Origin of the sequence: Paenibacillus sp. MMO-58, from assembly GCF_037146255.1 — a bacterium.
In the GTDB taxonomy this organism is placed as follows: domain Bacteria; phylum Bacillota; class Bacilli; order Paenibacillales; family Paenibacillaceae; genus Pristimantibacillus.
Genome location: NZ_JBBCVY010000008.1, coordinates 170,091 through 189,947 on the forward strand (window position 1 = coordinate 170,091; position 19,857 = coordinate 189,947).

General features: G+C 40.1%; 18 protein-coding genes and 1 pseudogene. 15 read left to right on the forward strand and 4 right to left on the reverse strand.

Annotated elements, in window-relative coordinates; translation table 11 throughout:
• Nucleotides 1-46: 46 nt before the first annotated feature.
• The 9 genes from WFJ73_RS22790 to WFJ73_RS22830 all read left to right on the forward strand — a co-directional run bounded on the left by WFJ73_RS22790 (nt 47) and on the right by WFJ73_RS22830 (nt 11,000).
• Nucleotides 47-1,258 (forward strand): multicopper oxidase family protein, encoded by a 1,212-nt coding sequence (locus tag WFJ73_RS22790; protein WP_336775253.1) that lies wholly within the window; start codon nt 47-49, stop codon nt 1,256-1,258.
• An 89-nt stretch (nt 1,259-1,347) separates the two neighbouring features.
• Entirely contained in the window at nt 1,348-3,549 is a 2,202-nt protein-coding gene (locus tag WFJ73_RS22795) for a spermine synthase (protein WP_336775254.1), read from the forward strand.
• Between the two features lie 195 nt (nt 3,550-3,744).
• The gene (locus WFJ73_RS22800) at nt 3,745-4,491 is read left to right on the forward strand and encodes an urease accessory protein UreH domain-containing protein (RefSeq protein ID WP_336775255.1); all 747 of its coding nucleotides are present in this window, start codon (nt 3,745-3,747) and stop codon (nt 4,489-4,491) included.
• Between the two features lie 123 nt (nt 4,492-4,614).
• A complete protein-coding gene (locus tag WFJ73_RS22805; protein ID WP_336775256.1) occupies nt 4,615-5,328 on the forward strand; it encodes a cytochrome c biogenesis CcdA family protein in 714 nt (237 codons plus the stop codon).
• 5 nt (nt 5,329-5,333) lie between these two features.
• A complete protein-coding gene (lgt, locus tag WFJ73_RS22810; protein WP_336775257.1) occupies nt 5,334-6,155 on the forward strand; it encodes a prolipoprotein diacylglyceryl transferase in 822 nt (273 codons plus the stop codon).
• Between the two features lie 140 nt (nt 6,156-6,295).
• Nucleotides 6,296-7,426, forward strand: a complete 1,131-nt coding sequence (locus WFJ73_RS22815) for a hypothetical protein (protein ID WP_336775258.1) — start codon at nt 6,296-6,298, stop codon at nt 7,424-7,426.
• A 76-nt stretch (nt 7,427-7,502) separates the two neighbouring features.
• Nucleotides 7,503-8,018 carry a hypothetical protein gene (locus WFJ73_RS22820; RefSeq protein WP_336775259.1) on the forward strand — a complete coding sequence of 172 codons (516 nt, stop codon included), beginning with the start codon at nt 7,503-7,505 and terminating at the stop codon, nt 8,016-8,018.
• A 42-nt stretch (nt 8,019-8,060) separates the two neighbouring features.
• Entirely contained in the window at nt 8,061-9,359 is a 1,299-nt protein-coding gene (locus WFJ73_RS22825; protein ID WP_336775260.1) for an LTA synthase family protein, read from the forward strand.
• Nucleotides 9,360-9,761: 402 nt separating this feature from the next.
• Nucleotides 9,762-11,000, forward strand: coding sequence for a hypothetical protein (locus WFJ73_RS22830; protein ID WP_336775261.1), 1,239 nt, complete (start codon nt 9,762-9,764; stop codon nt 10,998-11,000).
• A gap of 43 nt (nt 11,001-11,043) precedes the next feature.
• Here the strand turns inward: WFJ73_RS22830 and WFJ73_RS22835 are convergent, their stop codons facing one another.
• Nucleotides 11,044-12,627: a multicopper oxidase family protein gene (locus WFJ73_RS22835; RefSeq protein ID WP_336775262.1), complete on the reverse strand. Its 1,584-nt coding sequence runs from the start codon at nt 12,625-12,627 to the stop codon at nt 11,044-11,046.
• A 224-nt stretch (nt 12,628-12,851) separates the two neighbouring features.
• On the opposite strand from WFJ73_RS22835, the gene WFJ73_RS22840 reads away from it, so the two are divergent.
• From WFJ73_RS22840 to WFJ73_RS22865, 6 genes and pseudogenes are all read left to right on the forward strand, one after another.
• Nucleotides 12,852-13,274 (forward strand): BlaI/MecI/CopY family transcriptional regulator, encoded by a 423-nt coding sequence (locus WFJ73_RS22840; protein WP_336775263.1) that lies wholly within the window; start codon nt 12,852-12,854, stop codon nt 13,272-13,274.
• Complete coding sequence (locus tag WFJ73_RS22845) at nt 13,271-14,119, forward strand: M56 family metallopeptidase (RefSeq protein ID WP_336775264.1); 849 nt, start codon at nt 13,271-13,273, stop codon at nt 14,117-14,119. Before WFJ73_RS22840 ends, WFJ73_RS22845 begins: the two co-directional genes overlap by 4 nt.
• Before the next feature lie 88 nt (nt 14,120-14,207).
• On the forward strand, nt 14,208-14,741 hold the full coding sequence (locus WFJ73_RS22850) for a TlpA family protein disulfide reductase (protein ID WP_336775265.1): 534 nt from the start codon (nt 14,208-14,210) through the stop codon (nt 14,739-14,741).
• Entirely contained in the window at nt 14,738-15,472 is a 735-nt protein-coding gene (locus WFJ73_RS22855) for a hypothetical protein (RefSeq protein ID WP_336775266.1), read from the forward strand. Before WFJ73_RS22850 ends, WFJ73_RS22855 begins: the two co-directional genes overlap by 4 nt.
• A gap of 75 nt (nt 15,473-15,547) precedes the next feature.
• Nucleotides 15,548-15,655: pseudogene (locus WFJ73_RS22860) on the forward strand (twin-arginine translocase TatA/TatE family subunit); the annotation flags it as partial.
• 171 nt (nt 15,656-15,826) lie between these two features.
• Nucleotides 15,827-16,180 (forward strand): hypothetical protein, encoded by a 354-nt coding sequence (locus tag WFJ73_RS22865; protein WP_336775268.1) that lies wholly within the window; start codon nt 15,827-15,829, stop codon nt 16,178-16,180.
• Nucleotides 16,181-16,395: 215 nt separating this feature from the next.
• On the opposite strand, the gene WFJ73_RS22870 is transcribed toward WFJ73_RS22865, so the two are convergent.
• The 3 genes from WFJ73_RS22870 to WFJ73_RS22880 form a co-directional block, all read right to left on the reverse strand.
• On the reverse strand, nt 16,396-17,061 hold the full coding sequence (locus tag WFJ73_RS22870; RefSeq protein ID WP_336775269.1) for an ABC transporter ATP-binding protein: 666 nt from the start codon (nt 17,059-17,061) through the stop codon (nt 16,396-16,398).
• An 865-nt stretch (nt 17,062-17,926) separates the two neighbouring features.
• A complete protein-coding gene (locus WFJ73_RS22875; RefSeq protein WP_336775270.1) occupies nt 17,927-18,565 on the reverse strand; it encodes a hypothetical protein in 639 nt (212 codons plus the stop codon).
• Nucleotides 18,566-18,743: 178 nt separating this feature from the next.
• Nucleotides 18,744-19,523 carry a hypothetical protein gene (locus WFJ73_RS22880; protein WP_336775271.1) on the reverse strand — a complete coding sequence of 260 codons (780 nt, stop codon included), beginning with the start codon at nt 19,521-19,523 and terminating at the stop codon, nt 18,744-18,746.
• Nucleotides 19,524-19,857: the final 334 nt, after the last annotated feature.

A 19,857-nucleotide genomic window follows, 5' to 3' on the forward strand; every position in this document is an offset into this window, starting at 1 on the left:
ACTGGAGTTAGCATAATAAGACTAACTCATTTTGGAGGGATCACCAATGAAACAAACCTGTTTTGTACCCTTATTTATGGCACTACTATTGACTGGCTGCAGTGGACAGCAAGCTGCAAGCCAACAGGTGCCAACGGGAAACCCCGCTGTGAAAAACCGTAGTTACCAAGTCCTTGAAACGGCAAAAGGCGATATGGCGGATGATATCCTAACCACCAAAAAACTTCGTAGTTTACCCGCACTCCCTGAGACAGATTCCATAAAAAAAACCGGCAAGGTTCAAGAGGTTCACCTCGAAGCAAAAACAGCAAAATGGGAGGTAGTTTCCGGAGTAATAACGGAGGCCATTACTTTTAACGGTACCGTACCCGGTCCGCTCATTCGGGCCAAAGAAGGGGATACGATCCGTGTTATTTTAAGGAACAGTCTTAAAAAAGAAACCTCCATTCACTGGCATGGACTTCATGTTCCTAACAAGATGGATGGTGTTCCTTCATTTACTCAACATGCGATTAAGCCCGGAGAAACGTTTACTTATGAGTTCACGGCCAACCACGCAGGGACTTATATGTACCATTCCCACTTTAACAGTATTGAACAAATCGACAAAGGATTATATGGCCTGCTTATTATAGATCCGCAAAACGAAACTGTAAAACATGATCGAGAGTACAGCTACATCATTGGGGGATGGAACATACCCGATCAGAAAAACGGAGGGAAAACGGAAGACGAAAAGGATTCGATGGCGGGCATGTCCAAAGGAAGCCCTTCCCCTTTAAAGAGAAAGGGTGATGTCAAGCATATGATGAAACAGGGATTAAAAACGAAATCGATGCAAGGGATGACACCCGGTGAAAAAATGGAGATGCCTGGTAAGGAAGAGGAAGCCGGGAGCACAGTCATGGGGATGGACTATAACTATTGGACGATGAATGGTAAATCATTTCCTGATACGCAGCCTCTTGAAGTAAAGCAGGGGGAGTGGGTTCGTATTCGACTAGCCAACATTAGCAATGGTATCCATCCGATGCATTTGCATGGTCATGACTTTCGGATTATTGCAAAGGATGGACATCCTCTCCCCACGCCTCAGGTAGTGAGTACGGTAACCTTAAACCCAGGCGAAACATATGATATTGATTTTATTGCAGACAATCCGGGCGAATGGGTATTTCATTGCCATGAACTCCACCATACAACAAATGCTGATGTTGAACCGGGGGGCCTCCTTACACTTGTGAAATACGTGAAGTAACCGATTTACCCCACCAGATGTGTTCAACAACTGGTGGGGTAAATTCATCAGGATAGATAAACCGGAATTATTAAAAGGAGCGCTAACCTATGTTTGGAATTATACGTCAAAAAGATATCGTCATTACATTTTGCACAGCCTTCGTGCTCTTGGTTTATGAAGTGTTCCTTTCCCGTTTTTTTTCGGCCGTTCTTGATCATAATTTTGTGTTTTTGGCAATATCCCTCGCAACACTCGGAACAGGATTAGGCGGTTATATCGCCTACAGGTCGGCTGGCCGTGTTTATCAATTAAGATTTATTTGGTTAGGCAGTTTTGCCGTCGTGTTGCTTCTAACCGTTTCTTTGATGTACACTGTCCCCTTCAGAGGGATTTGGTTCTATGCTGTTACAGCATTCCTACCCTTCTGTGTTGGCGGGACAATACTTGCGGCGATCATTCAATCACAGCGGCAGCATATCCATGCCGTTTATTTTTCGGATATGATCGGTGCTGGCCTTGGAGCAATCTCATCGATATGGCTAATGAATGTGATGGATCCCGTAAGGACGATATATTGGTTAGGGGCAGCGGTTTTGCTGATTAGCTTTTTTTGGATGAATACACTACGATTACCTCAGAAAATATCTTGTGTACTCGTAATTCTGATTGCAGCCTATACGTTCATCGAGCCCTTTTCTAAAGATACATTCTTTAGGGCCTTTACAACCAGCCCCAATCATATATTTAAGAATAATAAAGATGTTAAGCCCGTGTTTTCTGAATGGAACTCCCTAGCAAAGACCGATGTTTACGATGCAGGTGATGGTCAGCTGCTTTACATCACAATCGATGGGGGAGCAGTCTCTCCAATATCAAAATACAATGGAAATTTAAAAGAGGTTGATTATTTAACCCATACGACAAGCTATTTGGCTTTTCAGGATATTCCCAAGGAACTTGCACTTATTATAGGTGCAGGAGGAGGACAAGAAGTTCTTACGGCTCAAATGGCCGGCTTTAAACAGATTGATGCTGTTGATATTAATGATGACAGCTTTAAGGCCGTACATAAGATGTCGACATTTTCCGGAGATGTCTTTCAACAACAAGGCGTTTCAGCCATTGTCTCCGACGGAAGGTCATTCATCCGACAAACCAAAAATCAATATAATATCATCTACTTATCACTAGTTAAAAAGAAATCGGAAAATGGGCTGGGGGTCGCCTTGACAGAAAATTACCTATTTACGCAAGAGGCGATTCGAGAATATATGCAGAAACTCGAGTTAAGGGGGAGACTTGTTTTTCTATTGCACGATGAAAATGAGCTTCTTAAAGTTGAAAATGCAGCTGAGAAGGTTTTACAAGCGCAGGGTGTCCCTATAAATCAGATCAACGACCACATGGCAGTCATAGGCACGTACCAACATCTGGGTCATGTGGTATGGGGAATGAATAAAACCGTGATTACAAGACCTTTATTGATTATAAGCCCTGAACCATTTACCCTATCGACAGCGCAACATTTGAAATCAGAGGCTGAGTCCATACAGCAGATTCCTATTCACGTTCCACTCATTGCGGATCACATGAACGAGATGAAGGGTTCACTGAAGCATAAAAATGTGGATCTTTCAGCGAATCGGGATGACAAACCGTTTTTTTATCAAAAAACGAGGGAGGTTCCCAAGTCACTGATCTTGTTAATTTCAATTATTTTCGTCATTAGTGTATGTTTCATTCGAAGAAATCGTTTATCTTATGGAAGTTTCGTATATGTTTCTGGCCTGGGCATCGGTTTTATGGTGATTGAAACGACTCTTGTTCAACGGTTCATTTTGCCATTAGGCCATCCTACATACGCATTTGTGCTTGTTCTGAGTATTCTTTTAATTGCCGGTGGAATTGGAAGTATAGTAGCCCCGCGATGGTTTTCAAATCGTTCGAGACGTTACACTCCCTTACTTTGGGTCGCTGTACTAACGATTGCCATCAATCTTTTTATCACCTGGTATGACCAGCAAATGTTTTATATGCCCATCTTGTACCGATTAATCGGGGGTGCACTCATCTTAACCCCTCTAGGCTTCTTTGGAGGTATGCCGCTTCCTTTAGGCCTTTCCTTGCTCTCTGATCAACAAATTGGCCTCAGTTGGGCTATCAATGGATTAATGACTGTTGCTGGTTCATTACTTTCAGTTCTTATTTCATTGAACTGGGGGATTACCGCAGCTTTAGGCATTGGCTCCTTCATTTATGGCCTATTATATTTACTGCAACCCCGTTTAATCATTGCTTCGTCAGCTTGACTCCGGTACCCAAATGACTAAGAGACAAATAAACCTTGAGAAGAAGCAAAAACCTTGGACAGTGATCCAAAGGCTTTTGCTTCTTTTAATTCAGTCGATGAAAACCTCCAATGAATTGAAAGTTTGCTATTGTTTTTCGGTCATTTAAACTACATAATGTAGTATGATAAAACGCATCCTGAAAGGTGGAATCCTATGTACACTTTTTTTAGTGAAATTAGCAGATTATTGAGCAGTCCATTTGCCGATATTGCAATCAGCTCCAAAATCGCATTTCTCGCCGCACTGTTTTTTGGGTTTGCCGGCTCTGTTGCTCCTTGTCAATTGACCGCGAATCTGGGAAGCATTACGTACTTCGGCAACAAATATATGAACGAAAGACTGGCCGGAATGGAGTTTCTTTTATACTTAATCGGGAAGATAACGGTATATTCTGTATTTGGGTTGTTGTTCTGGACTTTTGGTCAAAGAGTATCCATTGATTCGATCCCTATTTTTGTTTACGCGAGAAAATTTGTTGGCCCGCTTTTTATTTTGATGGGCTTGTTTTTCATTGGAGCGATTAAGTTGAATCGTTTATCTTTCGGATTCAGGCTTTCTGCTTACGTTCAAAAATTATCACAACGAGCTGGGAGTAAAGGCGGAGCTTTCTTGATGGGGGTAGCGTTTTCGCTTGGGTTCTGTCCTACGATGGTATTGCTATTTTTCGGTTGGATGATGCCGGTGGCCATGCAATCTTCTTACGGATTCATCTTACCATCTGTGTTCGCGGTCGGAACTGCGTTACCATTGCTATTATTTTTTGCGCTCGTAATTGGCTTTGGATTAGAACGAACGGCTATGAAGAAGGCCAAAAAATGGGGGAACATGATTTATAAAATTTCAGGCATCTTCTTAATCGTTCTCGGTATTAGCGATACGATTACCTATTGGGCCATATAATGTCTGTATTTAAATCGATCGTTGGTTTGTTTAAGCGCGTTAAAGTGTGTATAGCATTTTTCATTCATTCAAACTACAATGTGTAGTATAATAATGATTAGATCAGTCGCTAGGGGGGTGTATATGAATACTGCCGATTTAACTATAGGGATTGTACTCGGAGCCGGTTTTTTATCTTTTATTTCACCTTGCTGTCTTCCTCTATATCCATCGTACTTATCCTACATAACGGGTGTTTCCGTTAATGATTTAAAGGAAGGCAGAGGTATATTTCAAAAGCAGGCTCTCTTGCATACGGTGTTTTTTATTCTTGGATTTTCAATCATTTTTTTCGCACTGGGATTATCTGCGGGCTTTATCGGAAATGTATTTTCTCGCAACCAGGAATTAATTAGACAATTGGGCGGTATAATGGTCGCGTTATTCGGGCTTATCTTGCTTGGGATATTTACTCCTAAATTATTGTTAAAAGATGTCCATTTCCAGTGGAAGAATAAGCCGGTAGGATACTTGGGCTCCGTTATGGTGGGAGTTACCTATGCGGCGGGTTGGACGCCATGCGTAGGTCCTATTTTAGCTGCAGTGCTGGCTTTAGGGGTCAGTAATCCGGGGCAGGCACTGATATATACGGTTGCCTATACCCTTGGCTTTGCGATACCGTTTTTCCTAATGGCCTTTTTTATCGGAAAATTACGCTGGTTACTGAAATACTCTAACGCGCTCATGAAAGTGGGTGGAGCATTGATGGTTGTTACAGGGGTTATGCTCTATACAGATAAAATGACGGACATGACAAAATATTTCGTCAAGCTTTACGGTGGATTCACAGGATTCTAAGGAGATTGGGTGATGATGTGAGGGTCATATTATTTACGATTGGCGATTATTCCGTTCGTTCTTACGGTCTCGTTGTTGCTCTGGCGATTGTATTAGCGATGGGCGTTGGTTATTTTCTGGCTAGGGGGACTTTGTACCAGAAACATATCCCCAATATGATGATTTACGTCGTTTCTGCTGCGATTGTAAGCGCTCGAGTATGGCATGTCTTCTTTTTCCAATGGGATTACTACAGCGAACATTTATCAGAAATACCGGCGATTTGGAACGGCGGGATCGCCATACAAGGAGCTTTGATAGGCGGGTTTGCCGCAGCTGCTATTTATTTGAGAATTCATCGTCTATCATTTTGGGAAATGGCGGACTTGGTTGCGCCAGCAATCGTATTGGGACAAGCCATTGGACGGATTGCTTGCTTTCTCAACGGAGACGCCTTTGGCTCACCAACAGGATCGGGATTCGGCATCGTCTATCCTGAAGGAACGGTAGCTTATGATGCTTATGGTTCTCAACCCTTATGGCCTGCTGAAGTATGGGAAGGTCAATGGGATTTGATCGTATTTGCATTCTTAATAACGATTAGAAATAAAACCATGCCTACCGGATTTAGTTTCTTAGTTTACAACATCCTTTATGCGTTCGGCAGATTTATGCTCGAGTTCTTAAGGGGAGACTCTCCACGTTACGCAATGAATTGGACTGCCGGACAATGGACGAGCATCTGCGTAATAATTGTCAGCACAGCGATTATGATGATACTGGGATATCGATTGAAAAAAAACAAAAAAGGCGAGGGCGTTCCTGCTCAAGGAGGATTATTACAATAAATATGGGGAGTTCTTCGGCAACCGCATCAAACTCTTCTTCGAACGAAGGATCCGTAGCAGAAGTCGAAGTTGTTGCTTTCAACTGGAAAAGGAATCTATCTAAAACTAAGAATAATAACGTTACTTAGGAGATATGCGATATGACTAGAATTGTTCCATTCGTATTAATTTTATTGGCGTTATCGACGATTTATGGGGCAACGTGGGATATTTGGTCGCACGATATGGGTTTTGTCGAAACATTCTGGACAACTAGTCACGGCATTATTTACATTTCAGTCGCATTGACAGGGATCGTTGTTTTGGCCGTTGTCATTCAGCAATCCATAAAAATTGGTTCCTTTTCTCCTAAACATATCCCCTATGCCAAAGGATATGCACTTTCCGGATCTGGATCTCTTTTTCAGTTGCTCGCTGGCGTATCGGATGACTACTACCATTCCATTTTCGGATTCGATGTTACGATGTGGAGCCCTCCGCATGTCGGGGTAATATTCGGGGCCGTATTAACGATGGTTGGCGTATTTGAAATGCTGGCCGCGGAAAAAGACAGCTGGAAAAAATGGGCGGGGACCCTTCTTTCGTTGTCATTGGCTATTGTCATGATGCAAATCGTATTGATCGAATATAGTTTCGTTGATGATTTTTCTTTAACTGAACGATGGCAAGCTTTCAACGCGTATGTAAGTATCTTGATGTCTCCTGTCATGGTCTACTGTTTTACATTAGGCGCGAAGCGTTTAAGCAGACCGGTTGGCAGCCTGATTAGCGCGAGTTCATTCTGCATGAATCTGTGTATTTATTATTGGTGGAACTCGACGCCGAGCGACTTCAGATTCCCGTTGATGCTATTTATAAGCGGCCTCTTGTTTGATGCTGCTTATATCGTCTTTAAGAACAAGAAATTTCGCTCCTATGCTGCTGGGATTAGCGCTGTCATCGGTTTGGAAATCGCACAGATGTTACAAAACCCGCTTAGTATAAAGTGGGATGCGACTATTTTCTCCATTATCATCAGCTTCTTGTTAGGACTTTTGTTCGTTTCATTCTCCGAGAACAAATTGATTTTCAAAAACTATCATGTTCTGGTTATTCTCATGATATGGGTAGGGGTCTTCGTACCTGAAACCGTTATGGCTCATGGAGAAGACCCCTCGGGGAAAGTTGCTCCAGAGCTTCATCCGTCACTAGTCCTTCTTGAATTCCTAATCATTTTCTTTTTGGGGTATTTGATTGCCACTGCTTTATCCAGAATTAACATGATTAAATAAATTGAATAAGAATCAATGGGAATGTATCTTTTTATGATACTTAACGAGACAAATAGAATTTTCAGAGGTGGTAGTATTGTTATTATGGAAGCGTCTGAAACGGTTTGTAATTAAGCCGTTTGTCATTTTCTCCGACATTTTGCTTGTCAAAATGTACTTGGTCCGATATTTCATTTGGGATGGTTCGGAACCCTGGGTACCGATTTTGGCCGGTTTACCGTCCGTTTGGGTGCTCTTTTGTTTGGTCGAATGGATATTTCCTAAGAGAAAGTTATTCGCCTATGTGATTGTCGATCTACTAGTATCTGCTGTATATATCGCCGTTACGATTTTTTACAAATATTTTGGAGTCATTCCAACATATCAAGCCTTAAAACAAGTCGGACAAGTATCGGAAGTGAAGGGTAGCGTCTTTTCCTTGATGCACGCTTCGTTTCTTTTCCTTTTTACCGACATTGTTCTGTTTCTAATTGCCATTCTCGCGAGCCATTCTTTTCGAAAGTGGGGGAAAGCTCGTTCCGTTCGTGAGCGGGGCGTTTTTGTTTCGATAGTTTTTATTTTGTCATTCACGCTTTCTTTCGTTGGCATTTGATTCAACAAGAATATCATCAATGAATTAAAGCAAGCTGAAGTCATGGACATACTAAATTACCAGGTCTATGCCGCGGTTGCGAGTGCCGAGGACGTGTCCGTCGATCCTAAAGTGGTTACGCAAGAGTCCATTGATCAATTAAAACATGTTCAAACAGCCAGTTTGGCTGTCCCGCAATATTGGGCCCAGGCAAAAGGAAAGAACGTTATCATCATCCAAATGGAGGCGTTCCAAAACTTCCTGATTAACATGAAGCTAGACGGACAAGAAGTGACTCCGAACTTGAATAAGCTCGTGAGCGATTCTTTTTATTTCCCGCACTTCTTTCAGCAAGTTGGTCAGGGCAATACCTCCGACTCCGAGTTTATCGTCAATACGTCGTTTTACGTTCCGAAATACGATGCGGCGACAATGGTATACGCCAACAAGCAACTTCCAAGCATGCCTAAGACGTTTGCCGCTAACGGTTATCAAACGGCAACGTTCCATACGAATGACGTTCTATTTTGGAACCGCAATAATTTGTATAAAGCGCTCGGTTGGCAAAAATACTATGATGACGACTTTTTTGGAGAAAGCGATATTGTAGCTTTTGGTTCTTCCGACGAAGTGCTGTATGACAAGACTACCGCTGAGTTACTCAAGATGCAACAAAGCGGAAAACCGTTCTATACACAGCTTATCTCCATGTCGGGTCATCACCCGTTTAATTTGCCGAAACGCAAGTATAATATCAAACTGCCAGAACGCTTCGAAAACACTTTGGTTGGCAATTATATCCGCGCCGAGAACTATGCGGACAAAGCGCTTGGACAGTTTATTGAAAAACTGAAGCAAAATGGGGTATGGGATAACAGTGTTATTGTCATCTATGGTGATCATCTCGGTCTTCCCAAATATACTTTATCCTCGAAAGATAAAGATTTAATGAAAGAGATTTATGGCCGCGAATATGACGTACAGGATATGTTGAACATACCGTTAATTATTTCAGTGCCAGGCTCTTCAGCAAAAGTGTTTCCGCAAGTCGGAGGACAGTCCGATCTGTTTCCGACGATTTCGAATCTTGTCGGGATCTCATTAAAAGATCATATTCATTTTGGTCAAGATTTGCTTAACGCAACCTCGAATTTTTTACCTGAACGGTATTACTTGCCTTCCGGATCTCTAATTACAGACAGTGGAATTTTCGTCCCAGGGGTCGGGTATGAGGATGGCTTATCGTATAAGCTTACGGGTGGCAGGGCAGAGGAGACAACGGCTACGAAAGAGCAATTCGACAACGCGCTTCGGTTGCTTGAAATGTCGGATAGTTATGTGCAATCATTACCGGATAGATAACGAATATGTTCTGATTTTCAAGGATTAACTACTCGAGGTAGTTAATAAAACTTGGAAGTTACCACATGTCACACAAACGATTTTAAAGATTGTATTGATAAATGTCTTATAACGATAAACAGAGCTTGTCAAGACACGGCAAGTTCTGTTTTTTAATTGATTGAGCTTATTGGAAAATTACAAGATTATCAATCGACAAAGATGCAGCTATTACGAGTTACAACGGAGGAAAATATTGCTTATAAACTATGTACCCCGTTATTAACGAGCATAAAGAGTTTTATATCCGCTATGAAGGATGGGATATTGAAAGGATTAACTTTTTTCTAAATTTTTGATTACGTCGTGATATAATTGCTTATCGGTTCACAAATTGTCGTTATGAGGGGCGGCTTATAAAGAATGGAAAAAATAATTCAAGAATATAAGCAAGATGAAGAGTCGACTTACCATACTTGGTTTCTAAATAACGATGAAAGACTGAAAGCTTTTCGTTCCATTCGAAAAAGTTTAACAAAGGTCATTGTTGAGATTGAGAGTGGGACTTTTGGCAACGACTTTAAAGGTTCGAGTCTCGAAACTGTTCTTTCCGCTATTTCGGAACAGAAACAGGTGTTTGAAGGTGCGGCTCATGCTTTTTATTGGAAGCCCAAATTACGTATTCCGGATATTTACGAAAATGAGTCTAATAAAAGGGCATTTGGACGTTTTTTGAAAGTGTGCATGGAAGCAATGAATGAAGAGCAGATCTTCAGCGAGATTCGAAAACTGAATGGTCTAAACATCAAAGGATTGGGTCCAGCGACGGCTAATATACTGTATTTTTTACATCCCACTTGGTTTCCGCCTTTCAATACCGCTATCGTGAAGGGCTTTAATGTTTTGTTTTCTGAAAAGAAAAAACTGGGTTCCTGGGACTCTTACCTCGAGATGCGCGAAATAATTATTGCGAAGAACAACAATCACCGAAATCAATTATCTAAAGATTTGGGTGCATTTGCTGGACTTTTATTTGAAATAGGAAGTAATCGACTTGTTTTAGAAAATAATGCATTGAGCGTCCTGGAAATTGACAAGGAAAAAATACATAAAGCATTAAACAAACGACATAAAGAAGTACAAGAAGATGAGAAAGAAGAAAGCGCCCATTCGGAAATGCAGTATTATCTGGCTAAGCTTGGCCAATCTCTCGGATATCGTGTCTGGATCGCGCGTAATGACCATAAGAGGGCTTGGGGAAATCAGCCTCTAGGAGAGTGGTCAATAAAAGATTTGAAACTGGATAACTTCCCGGAGGCCGTCTTGGACACGGTTTCATTAATCGATGTTCTTTGGCTGGATCAAGCCAACAACATTGTTAGCGGATTTGAGGTCGAGAAGAGCACATCAATCTATTCTGGGATATTAAGATTGAATGATCTAGCCCTCTCATTAAATACGGGGAAGAATCAATTTTATTTGGTTGCTCCTGATCACAGAGAAAAGGAGATCAGAGCCCAATTACTTCGGCCGTCGTTTCGAAATTTAGAGACAATGAATATTTCTTATATCCTATTCAAAGACCTACGATGCGATTGCGATGCCATGTGCAAATTCGGAAATGATATTTCCGTGCTTCATAAAATATGTAAGACGGTGTAAGAGCGAAGGGGATGGCTAGAAGCCGTCCCCTTCGTTTTAACGTTTATTCAGGCATATTTCCAGCGTTCGGATCCGCAACAAAATCAGTCTTGAAGTCTGTATATTTTAATTCCGTTACCATGCCTGCGGACGCATGATGCAAGTCGTGGCAGTGGAACATCCAATTTCCTGGGTTATCCGCTTCAAACGCGATCACGTATTCTTCTCCAGGCTTCACATTTAACGTATCTTTAATGATCGGAGATCCTTCTAATGGTTTTCCGTTTTTGCTGAGTACTTGAAAGAAGTGACCATGTAAATGCATCGGATGATCATTTGTCTTGGAGTTGTTCACGAGTCGAACTTTGACGGTATCGCCTTTTTTGACCGTCAGTGCATCCGTATTCGGGAATGTCTTGCCATTGATGGTATAAACCGTATTCCCGTCTTGCATTTCCGTGTTGAGGTCCATCGTATATTCCATTGTATACTTTTGATTCAATGTGAAGGATGTTTTACCCGCTTGACCGTAACGTGTCAGATCAACGGCCGCAAGTTTCTCTGAAGCGTTTGATTGATCTGAACCAGCGGAAGCTCCTTCGTACACAATTGTTTCTTTCATTCCCGACGCTGCTTTATTATCGCTATGATCCTCGATCAGCCATTGGCCTGGATTGTTGGCAACAAATTCGATATCATAACGTTCACCCGGAGCGATATTGATTATATTATCTTTCAGAACACTTGGATTATTGATGGGCTGGCCATCCGTTGCCATAACTTTGAACTCGTGTCCATGCAAATGAATTTGATGAGATAAATAGCCCGCGTTAATTAATCGGATCCGAACCTTATCTCCTTCTTTGACTGGCAATTGATCCACAAGAGATCCGGATTTCCCGTTGATCGTAAACAAATCATACATGCTCATATCATCTCCCATGGTCATGGAATTATTACTCATTCCATTTTCACTGGATGGGGAACTAGAGCTATCCATGTTCATGCCGCTATGATTCATGCCGGACATACCCGAGTCTGACATGTTCATTCCCGAGCTAACCCATTCATCCAACATTAACGTGTAATCACGATCTACTTTGTCCTCGTTTTTTCCTTCCACGATAAACGAACCGTACAATCCGCGATCCAACTGATTCACACTATCTTGATGAGAGTGGTACCAGTAGGTCCCAGGAACATCCGCCTTAAACTCATACGTGAAAGTTTCGCCCGGTTGCACTGCATTCTGTGTTACTCCAGGAATACCGTCCATCGCGTTTGGTACTGGAACACCATGCCAATGAATCGTAACCGGCTCCGAAAGTTCATTTTTCAAGTTAACCTTGACGGTATCCCCTTGCTTCACCCGGAGTTGCGGTCCCGGAACAGAATTATTGAATGTCCAGACAGGGAGGGTTTTACCTGGAGCGATTTCCTGATTGCTCGCAACGGCAGTTAAATTAAATTCATTGCTCGTCAATACTTCGGTTTTAACCGTTTTCCCATCTGTCGTCTTTGGTGTCTCAGAGTTCCCCGTAGACATTTTCGAGTGATCCATACTGCCCATCGCATCGGAACAGCCAGCTAATACAAGGGAGAAGATGCCGACTACAATTGCGATTTTTAGTTTCCAATTCAGCTTCATAAGTCTTCATTCCTTTCAATATCTAATACATAAATCCATTGTAATGTACAATTGTGTAGAACTTATGAGGAGAGGAAATTGCTGCGCAATTAAAAATGAAAACATTCTTATTTGAAGGAGTTCGAAGGAAAACCTCGAATTATAATACTACATTTCGTAGTAATTGATGGTCGTTTGAATGAAGAATTGTGATATGATGAAGGGAAGGTGAAAGGAGGCGGAAAATGAAAGTACAACGAATGAAGTTAAACGAAGAAGGATTAAATCGATTTTTCGGGCCGCTAGAAGCTCATATCATGGAGATCGCTTGGGAGCATGAAGAGGTTAGCGTAAAGAAGGTTCAATCCTTGCTCGAAGATGAACTTTCATATACTGCAGTCATGACGGTAATGAATCGTTTGCATGAAAAAGGACATCTTAAAAAATATACGACAGGCAAAGGTAGAAATCGACTTAGTATTTACAATTCTATTCAAAGCAAAGATGAGTTTTTGAAGGAACAGACTAGGCTCGTTACCGTAGGATTGGTGCAAGAATACGGGTCATTAGTGATGAACCATTTGGTGGATGCTTTCCAACAAGTCGATCCGAAGCTTATGGCAACTCTGGAGGCTCGACTCAATGAATGGAAGCGTGAAAACTCATGAAGCAACTAAAGCACCATTTCATATTATTCTTAATGGCATTAACAAGCGGCTTTGTTTGGTTGCAAATGATGGTGTACCTACTTCACGAGCTATACGGCTACAAACCTAATTGGGGATATTTACAATATTGCGTCGCAGCTCTGAGTGAACAGTCTTTATTACATCAAGTCGTTCTTCTTGGACTAAATATTATGATTATCTATAGTTTCGGAATGGTACTGTGGATTATTTGTAAACAATTTGTTCTTGTAAGAAAATGGAGTCTATATGTTAGTTCGAATAGAAATAAAAGTTTATCTAACCAGTTAAACTCCCAATACAGCCAATTTAAACAAAGAATCACGGTAATTGATCATGACTCGATTTTAGCGCATACATTCGGGTTTTTCCGACCAAGAATTGTTGTCTCAGCCAAATTAATCGAACAATTCTCTGAGCGACAATTGGCAGCGATTTTATGGCACGAATGGAGTCATTGCCGAAGTTATGATCCGATGCGCATGCTATTCGTCAAAATCATGAACGATAGTTTACCGTATATTCCAATCTTTAAGCGACTGGCACATTACATTCAGGTCTGGGTGGAATTACAAGCGGATCAGTATTCGGTCAGAAAAATGAACTCTTCATATGAACTGGCAAGTGTTCTTTATACATGTTCACAGCTCGAAAACCGTGTCCCAGTTGGCGTCGGTTTTGCGGATCAGGCGATTAATTATCGAATTCAGCAGCTTATTGAACCCAATGGCAAAATCCGCATCCCTTTATTAATTGCAACGCCATTTTTATCTTCATCTTTAATGGTGATCTTGTTGTCTAGTGTTTTGGTAAGCAGCTGTTCGTAGGCTGCTTCCTCTTTGACAATTCAAACTACATTATGTAGTAATTCAACGATTAATTTCGATTAATTTTTTTACCAAAGGGGCCACATTCATGAAAAAGCAATTGTTGTTGTTGATCGTTGTAGCGGTTCTGGTTATATTAGCGATCATCCAACCAAACGGTTCAAATAAAGAAAAAACAGCAAAGGTCGGATTCCAGGCGCCGGAATTCGAGCTTAGCGGATTTAATGGTACATCATACTCATTATCTCAATTAAAAGGGAAACCGGTTCTTATTAACTTTTGGGCTTCATGGTGCGTACCGTGTCGGAAAGAAGCTCCCGAATTTGTGCGTCTTTATAACAAGTATAAAGATAAAGTTGAATTCTATGCAGTCAATACAACTTCGGATGACACCATTGAAGGTGTGTTATCGTTTGTAGAACAGTATCAACTGCAGTTTCCTGTCCTGTTAGATGAAAAAGGCGAAGTCTCCAAACTCTATAATGTGAGATCGTATCCAACCACGTATTTCGTTGATGGAAAAGGGGCCATTGTAAGCATTAACCTTGGAATCGTATCTCCCGAATCTCTAGAAAAGACTATTATCAGCACCATTGAGACGTCGAAAGGAGATGTATCATGACTGGTGTCCTGCAATTGGGACCGTTTTTAATCCGTACGGATTGGCTCTACTATGGGTTATCCTTACTATTAGGATTAGCGATCGCGAGAAAATTGATTTTGAAGAAATCGCCGGAGGATTTGCGGCATTTAGAGTCGTTTACGAGTGCTTTACTCATTGGCATTTTGCTTTGGAAAGTAAGCCCGATCTTTACAGAACCGAAAATTCTTAAAAAACCGCTTACATTATTGGTGTATCCAGGTACATCACTGGGAATAACACTAGCTTATATTGGAGCGGCATTATATTTGATCTATACGGTGTGGAAGAAAGAATACAATTGGAGAGCGAGTTTGGATGTATATACGATAGTTGTTATCAGTTCGGTACTCATATACGCTTTGACGCATTGGCAATATGGGCTTCAAACGACTTTACCATGGGGGATATCCATTTCAGATCCCGCATACCGGTATCATCCGATTAATGCGTATCAACTATTGCTGATAGCCCCGCTTATATGGTATTTGTTCAGATTGCCGATTGGGCAAGGGAAAATAGCTTCCAATGGGTCCCTCGGCTTCGGAGTCATCATTTTATGCCTTTCTTTACTGAAGCCTAAAATGTCCACCTGGCTCAATTTATCAACAGACCAATGGCTGGCCATCATTTTGATAGTAATTGGATTTCTCGTCACTCACGTTAATACATTCAAATCAAATGTCAACAAAGGAAGTTGTGTCAGAAAATAAGATAGGAAATCCTGATGGAGATAGGCATGTGTAATGCGATATTGTGTAAAGCTTTTTTCACTTTGAACCTCCAACATGCCATACGGAATTGGAGTCACAGGATTTATCCTTATTGTTGTCGTAGGCTTGCTGCTCTTTGGACCTTCCAAATTGCCTCAGCTTGGAAGAGCCATTGGATCGACTTTTTATATTAACTATTATTAAGGTAGTGTTTATATGCTAAGACGAAAAGAAGGAAAAACGTCTGCTGAAAACATCGGGCAGCCGGCTAGAAGTTCGGCTGTTTCTGAAAATTATAATAAAAGTTGAAATTCAGGAAAAAGAAACGAGGACTATAAAGGGTCACGATTATTTTTGTACAAATCGGTGGTTAGAGATGGTGAATTTCTTGTACTCGTTGCTGATGGTATCTTTGAAGAAACATTATTTGAGTTGCCGACGGAAGAGCTTGCAGACACTATTGCATTTGAACTTCAAAGTGCTTGGGATCAAGGTGTACCGTGGGGCAGTTATGTAAAGCATCGAGAGCTCAAAAGCAGTGAAATAGATAATCAAATCAGAGATACACTGCAAACCTTAAAAAAGATGAACCAATCTGAGCATGAGGTAGAACTACATAGAATAAAACGGCGACAAGATAGAGTTAAAAAAATTGAGGATGCAAGAAGATGGAAAAGCGTTTTAAATTGGAAAAATAATAAAGAGTAAGCCAAGACACAAGCTTTAACGAAGAAATGTTGGAAAGCGCTGCAGGCGTTCGGATTTTTGAGGGGCAATGATAAATTCATTTATTAAGGAATTCGCCCCTCTTATGGTTTTGTTGCCTCGACAACAAGAATTTCCATTTCGAGTGATCGAATTCCTTTATTTAATAAAAGCCTCGATTTTTCAGGGGTAACTAACTCATCAGGGTTTAACCAGTTTTAAATCGATACTGCCCCTTGTTCAATGGTTGCTTCTGTCAATGTACCATTTACCATTTTATATACAGTATCACACATAGATGATATATCTTCTTTATTGTGGCTAGATAATATTATTGTGACACCTTTAGACCGTAAGGATTTTAAAATTACATATACATCTTCAACACCATCTGAATCTAATCCATTAGTAGGTTCATCCAATATTAGTAGTTTAGGGTTTTCCATTAAAGCTTGTGCGATTCCTAAACGTTGTCTCATTCCGAGTGAGTATTTTTTAACTGGTAGATTTAATTTTGGATTCAAACCTAGTAACTCCAAAGTTCGGTCAATATCATTGTCTGAAATAATACCGCGGATAGACGCAAGTAATTTCAAGTTCTTTCTTCCAGTAAATTGAGGTAAGAAGCCAGGGTGTTCAATTAATGCGGCGGTATCCTCGGGAAAGTATGCCCCCGTTGTGCTTTTGCCCCATACTTTAATGGTCCCGCTTGTTGGTTTAATTAAACCACAGATCATACGCATCAACATCGTTTTTCCTGAACCATTTCTTCCTATAAGTCCGTATATCTGACCTTTTGAAAGTGACAGATTAATATTTTTCAATACAGTGTGTCCCTTTATCACTTTTTTCACGTCGATTAGCTCTACTGCTAGTTCTTTCATTCGTATTCCTCCTTGGGATTAATATGATTGATCAAGCTCTTTTCCGTAAATTAGGTCTGTTCTCATGCAGTAAAAATATCCAATGACAAAAATTGCTATAATCCCGGTAATGTTATAAAGAAACGACCAACCTAATGAAAAATTAGTTATGGAAGGATCTGCAAGAGTATGTCTTGCCCACACACCTTGTATTCCAGGAAGCCATAGATTAACTTGTCAGTTAAACTACTGATAATCCAAGAAATACACATAATAATGAATATTATAAAATAACCATAAATGGGTCGCAGTCCTATAAGAGTGGAGAGTAAAGCTATACAAGACACCAAAGATAACGAAGACCAAAGTAGTAGATACATTTGAATGAATACAATTATCGGACGTTCATAAATAGTGGTAGGAAGATTAAATTCAATTAGTAAGGAGCTCCAATTTGTATCCCATCCATAAAATAAAAAACTTATCAGAAATGTGATTAAAAAAAGGAAAAGCGTGAACAAAAATGATAGTATGATTATTCCTAAGACTTTACCTTGCCACCATGTTAATCGGTTTCTTATACGTAAGAAAATTAATGCAGCGTTTTGTTCTAGATCATCTATTATGACTTGAATGGTAAAAAGCAGGAAGATCAAGTAAGGAGTCAGCCAAGCCAATAAATCAGTAATCGAAGTATTCTCGTTATCTGGTCCTGCAAATACGTAGTAAAGAAGATCAAACATATTTGCAGATAGTTTTAAGGCATGTGCTGTTGTATTGATGTTCACCGTATATAGTAGGCAAACAAGTAAAAATATAATAGCTGCAAAAGAGCATTTTGAAAATGACGCAACGGCTTTAATATTATAAATCAACCATCGAGCTATCATGATTGATCCATCCTTGTTAATAGATCACGTTTTCCACTAACCCATAAGCCAAAAATAATGAAAAAGACTATCCAGACCCACCAATATATTATTGATTCAAAAAAAGAGGGCCATTTAGATTTTAGATTTCCAAAACTATGTAAATTAATATCGATGTGCGGATTTAACGAAAAGTTAATATATGGTGACTTTAGTCCGATAGTATAAGCTGCAATACTAATAAATATAATGCAAAGTAAAACGATGTATCCAATAATCTCTCGTCCAGATACGAAAGAAATCAGCATATTAAACAGCCCTAAGCCAACACATCCCCAAACCAACAGGAGCATTGCTTGTAAGAGGATTTGGATTGGCGAATAGTGAAGCATAGCGTTAGAATTTATTAAATTATTAATAAGGTCTGAATCACTCCATTGAGTGTCCCAAGGGTAAATAATCAATGAGATTAGTATGGTGGATAAACATAGAATTAGAATATAAATGAAGGCAAATAAGGAAAGGGCTGCACATTTACCGACCCACCAACGATTTCTTGAACCAACGCGAATTTTTAGCATATCTCCTAAAGGACGGTCAAGACTAATATCACCAATAACATAAATAAACAACGGAACAATAAAGAATATCGTCAAATGATAGTCACCTATAACACGAAATACTCCATCCCAAACATTAAGAGGATTGGTTGAAGGAGTATTAGTCGTAGAAAAAACACTTATTCCGATCAAAGTCCATAAACTAAATAGTAAGATGAGAAATCGGAGAGAAGTTAATAGACGTCTTATTTCAAAAAAAATATATAAGGTCACCTTAAACAACCTCACCTTTTCTAGATTGCCAAGCAAAAAAAATAGTACTAATTAATAAGAGGACTCCGATCTCTGAAAAAACGGTCCACCACTTAGAAACTGTTACTGTAAATGGTGCCAATGTGCTTGGAGGAGTAAATGCGATCAATATTCGTATATTAAGCACAGCTGCCATAATGGCAGCAACAAAGTTTGTTGCTATATATATTAATAATGGCAGCCCAAGAACTAGAAATCGATTATGAATCATTATTGAAAGTGCTAGCCCAAAGGTTGCCCAACCCATTCCAAATAAAAAACCAACTGCACTTAAGAGCAATGCATATAAAAGTGGACTATATTTTCCTAATGTTGAGAAAGCTCCGAGTAAACTGGCATCTAACGGGAGATCATTTTTATAAAACAAAAAAGAGAAAATTAAGGAAATGAACATAGGAAGAGAAACTGCAAGCCCGCCACCTAAAGCATTAACAGCTAATTTAGTCCAAATATATTGTTTTTTGTTTGTTCTCATTAATATAGACCGTAAATATCCAGTTTTAAGGTCTGTCACATAAGAATCAGCAAAGGGAAGTGTCGATAAAAGTGGAGCGAAAATAGAAAAAATGGCAGTCCCTCCAGAAGCAACAGCGAACATCCAAGCTTTAATTGCGACAAGATCATCAAATTGGCCAGGATATCCATAATTAATGATGCCAATAAAAGAAGCTAGGATACCTAATAGAACTGCCAAATAAAAACTTCTTCCTGTAAATACTCTGATAATTTCTTCGCGAAACATATTTACACTCCTTAAAATAAAGGTCTTTCAGCAATTATAACTGCTGAAAGACCCAATTTACTAAATTTTATTCTGCCCAGTGGCCAGAAACTTCTACGGAGACAGGTGCAAGCACATTATTTTCGACAATATTCCCTCTTGTTAACAAGCAATAATTTTAACAGATTATTAAATATGTTTCTTGCATTCCAAAAATATACATTAAATAAACAAAATTGTAACCGAAAATATAATTGCGGAATGCCGCAAAGTTCATTGCGGTTCACTAGCGTTGCATTAACAAAGCGATCGTGCTGTTCATAAACAGGTCTGGATCGTGCTTATCTCTTTTTGC

What these genes read in the sequence shown, in the direction of transcription:
- WFJ73_RS22850 (WP_336775265.1), top strand. Translation starts at nt 14,208, where the DNA reads ATGAAAAAGCAATTGTTGTTGTTGATCGTTGTAGCGGTTCTGGTTATA.
- WFJ73_RS22840 (WP_336775263.1), top strand. Translation starts at nt 12,852, where the DNA reads ATGAAAGTACAACGAATGAAGTTAAACGAAGAAGGATTAAATCGATTT.
- WFJ73_RS22830 (WP_336775261.1), top strand. Translation starts at nt 9,762, where the DNA reads ATGGAAAAAATAATTCAAGAATATAAGCAAGATGAAGAGTCGACTTAC.
- WFJ73_RS22870 (WP_336775269.1), bottom strand. Translation starts at nt 17,061, where the DNA reads ATGAAAGAACTAGCAGTAGAGCTAATCGACGTGAAAAAAGTGATAAAG.
- WFJ73_RS22790 (WP_336775253.1), top strand. Translation starts at nt 47, where the DNA reads ATGAAACAAACCTGTTTTGTACCCTTATTTATGGCACTACTATTGACT.
- WFJ73_RS22795 (WP_336775254.1), top strand. Translation starts at nt 1,348, where the DNA reads ATGTTTGGAATTATACGTCAAAAAGATATCGTCATTACATTTTGCACA.
- WFJ73_RS22855 (WP_336775266.1), top strand. Translation starts at nt 14,738, where the DNA reads ATGACTGGTGTCCTGCAATTGGGACCGTTTTTAATCCGTACGGATTGG.
- WFJ73_RS22825 (WP_336775260.1), top strand. Translation starts at nt 8,061, where the DNA reads ATGGACATACTAAATTACCAGGTCTATGCCGCGGTTGCGAGTGCCGAG.
- WFJ73_RS22805 (WP_336775256.1), top strand. Translation starts at nt 4,615, where the DNA reads ATGAATACTGCCGATTTAACTATAGGGATTGTACTCGGAGCCGGTTTT.
- WFJ73_RS22800 (WP_336775255.1), top strand. Translation starts at nt 3,745, where the DNA reads ATGTACACTTTTTTTAGTGAAATTAGCAGATTATTGAGCAGTCCATTT.
- WFJ73_RS22880 (WP_336775271.1), bottom strand. Translation starts at nt 19,523, where the DNA reads ATGTTTCGCGAAGAAATTATCAGAGTATTTACAGGAAGAAGTTTTTAT.
- WFJ73_RS22815 (WP_336775258.1), top strand. Translation starts at nt 6,296, where the DNA reads ATGACTAGAATTGTTCCATTCGTATTAATTTTATTGGCGTTATCGACG.
- WFJ73_RS22845 (WP_336775264.1), top strand. Translation starts at nt 13,271, where the DNA reads ATGAAGCAACTAAAGCACCATTTCATATTATTCTTAATGGCATTAACA.
- WFJ73_RS22835 (WP_336775262.1), bottom strand. Translation starts at nt 12,627, where the DNA reads ATGAAGCTGAATTGGAAACTAAAAATCGCAATTGTAGTCGGCATCTTC.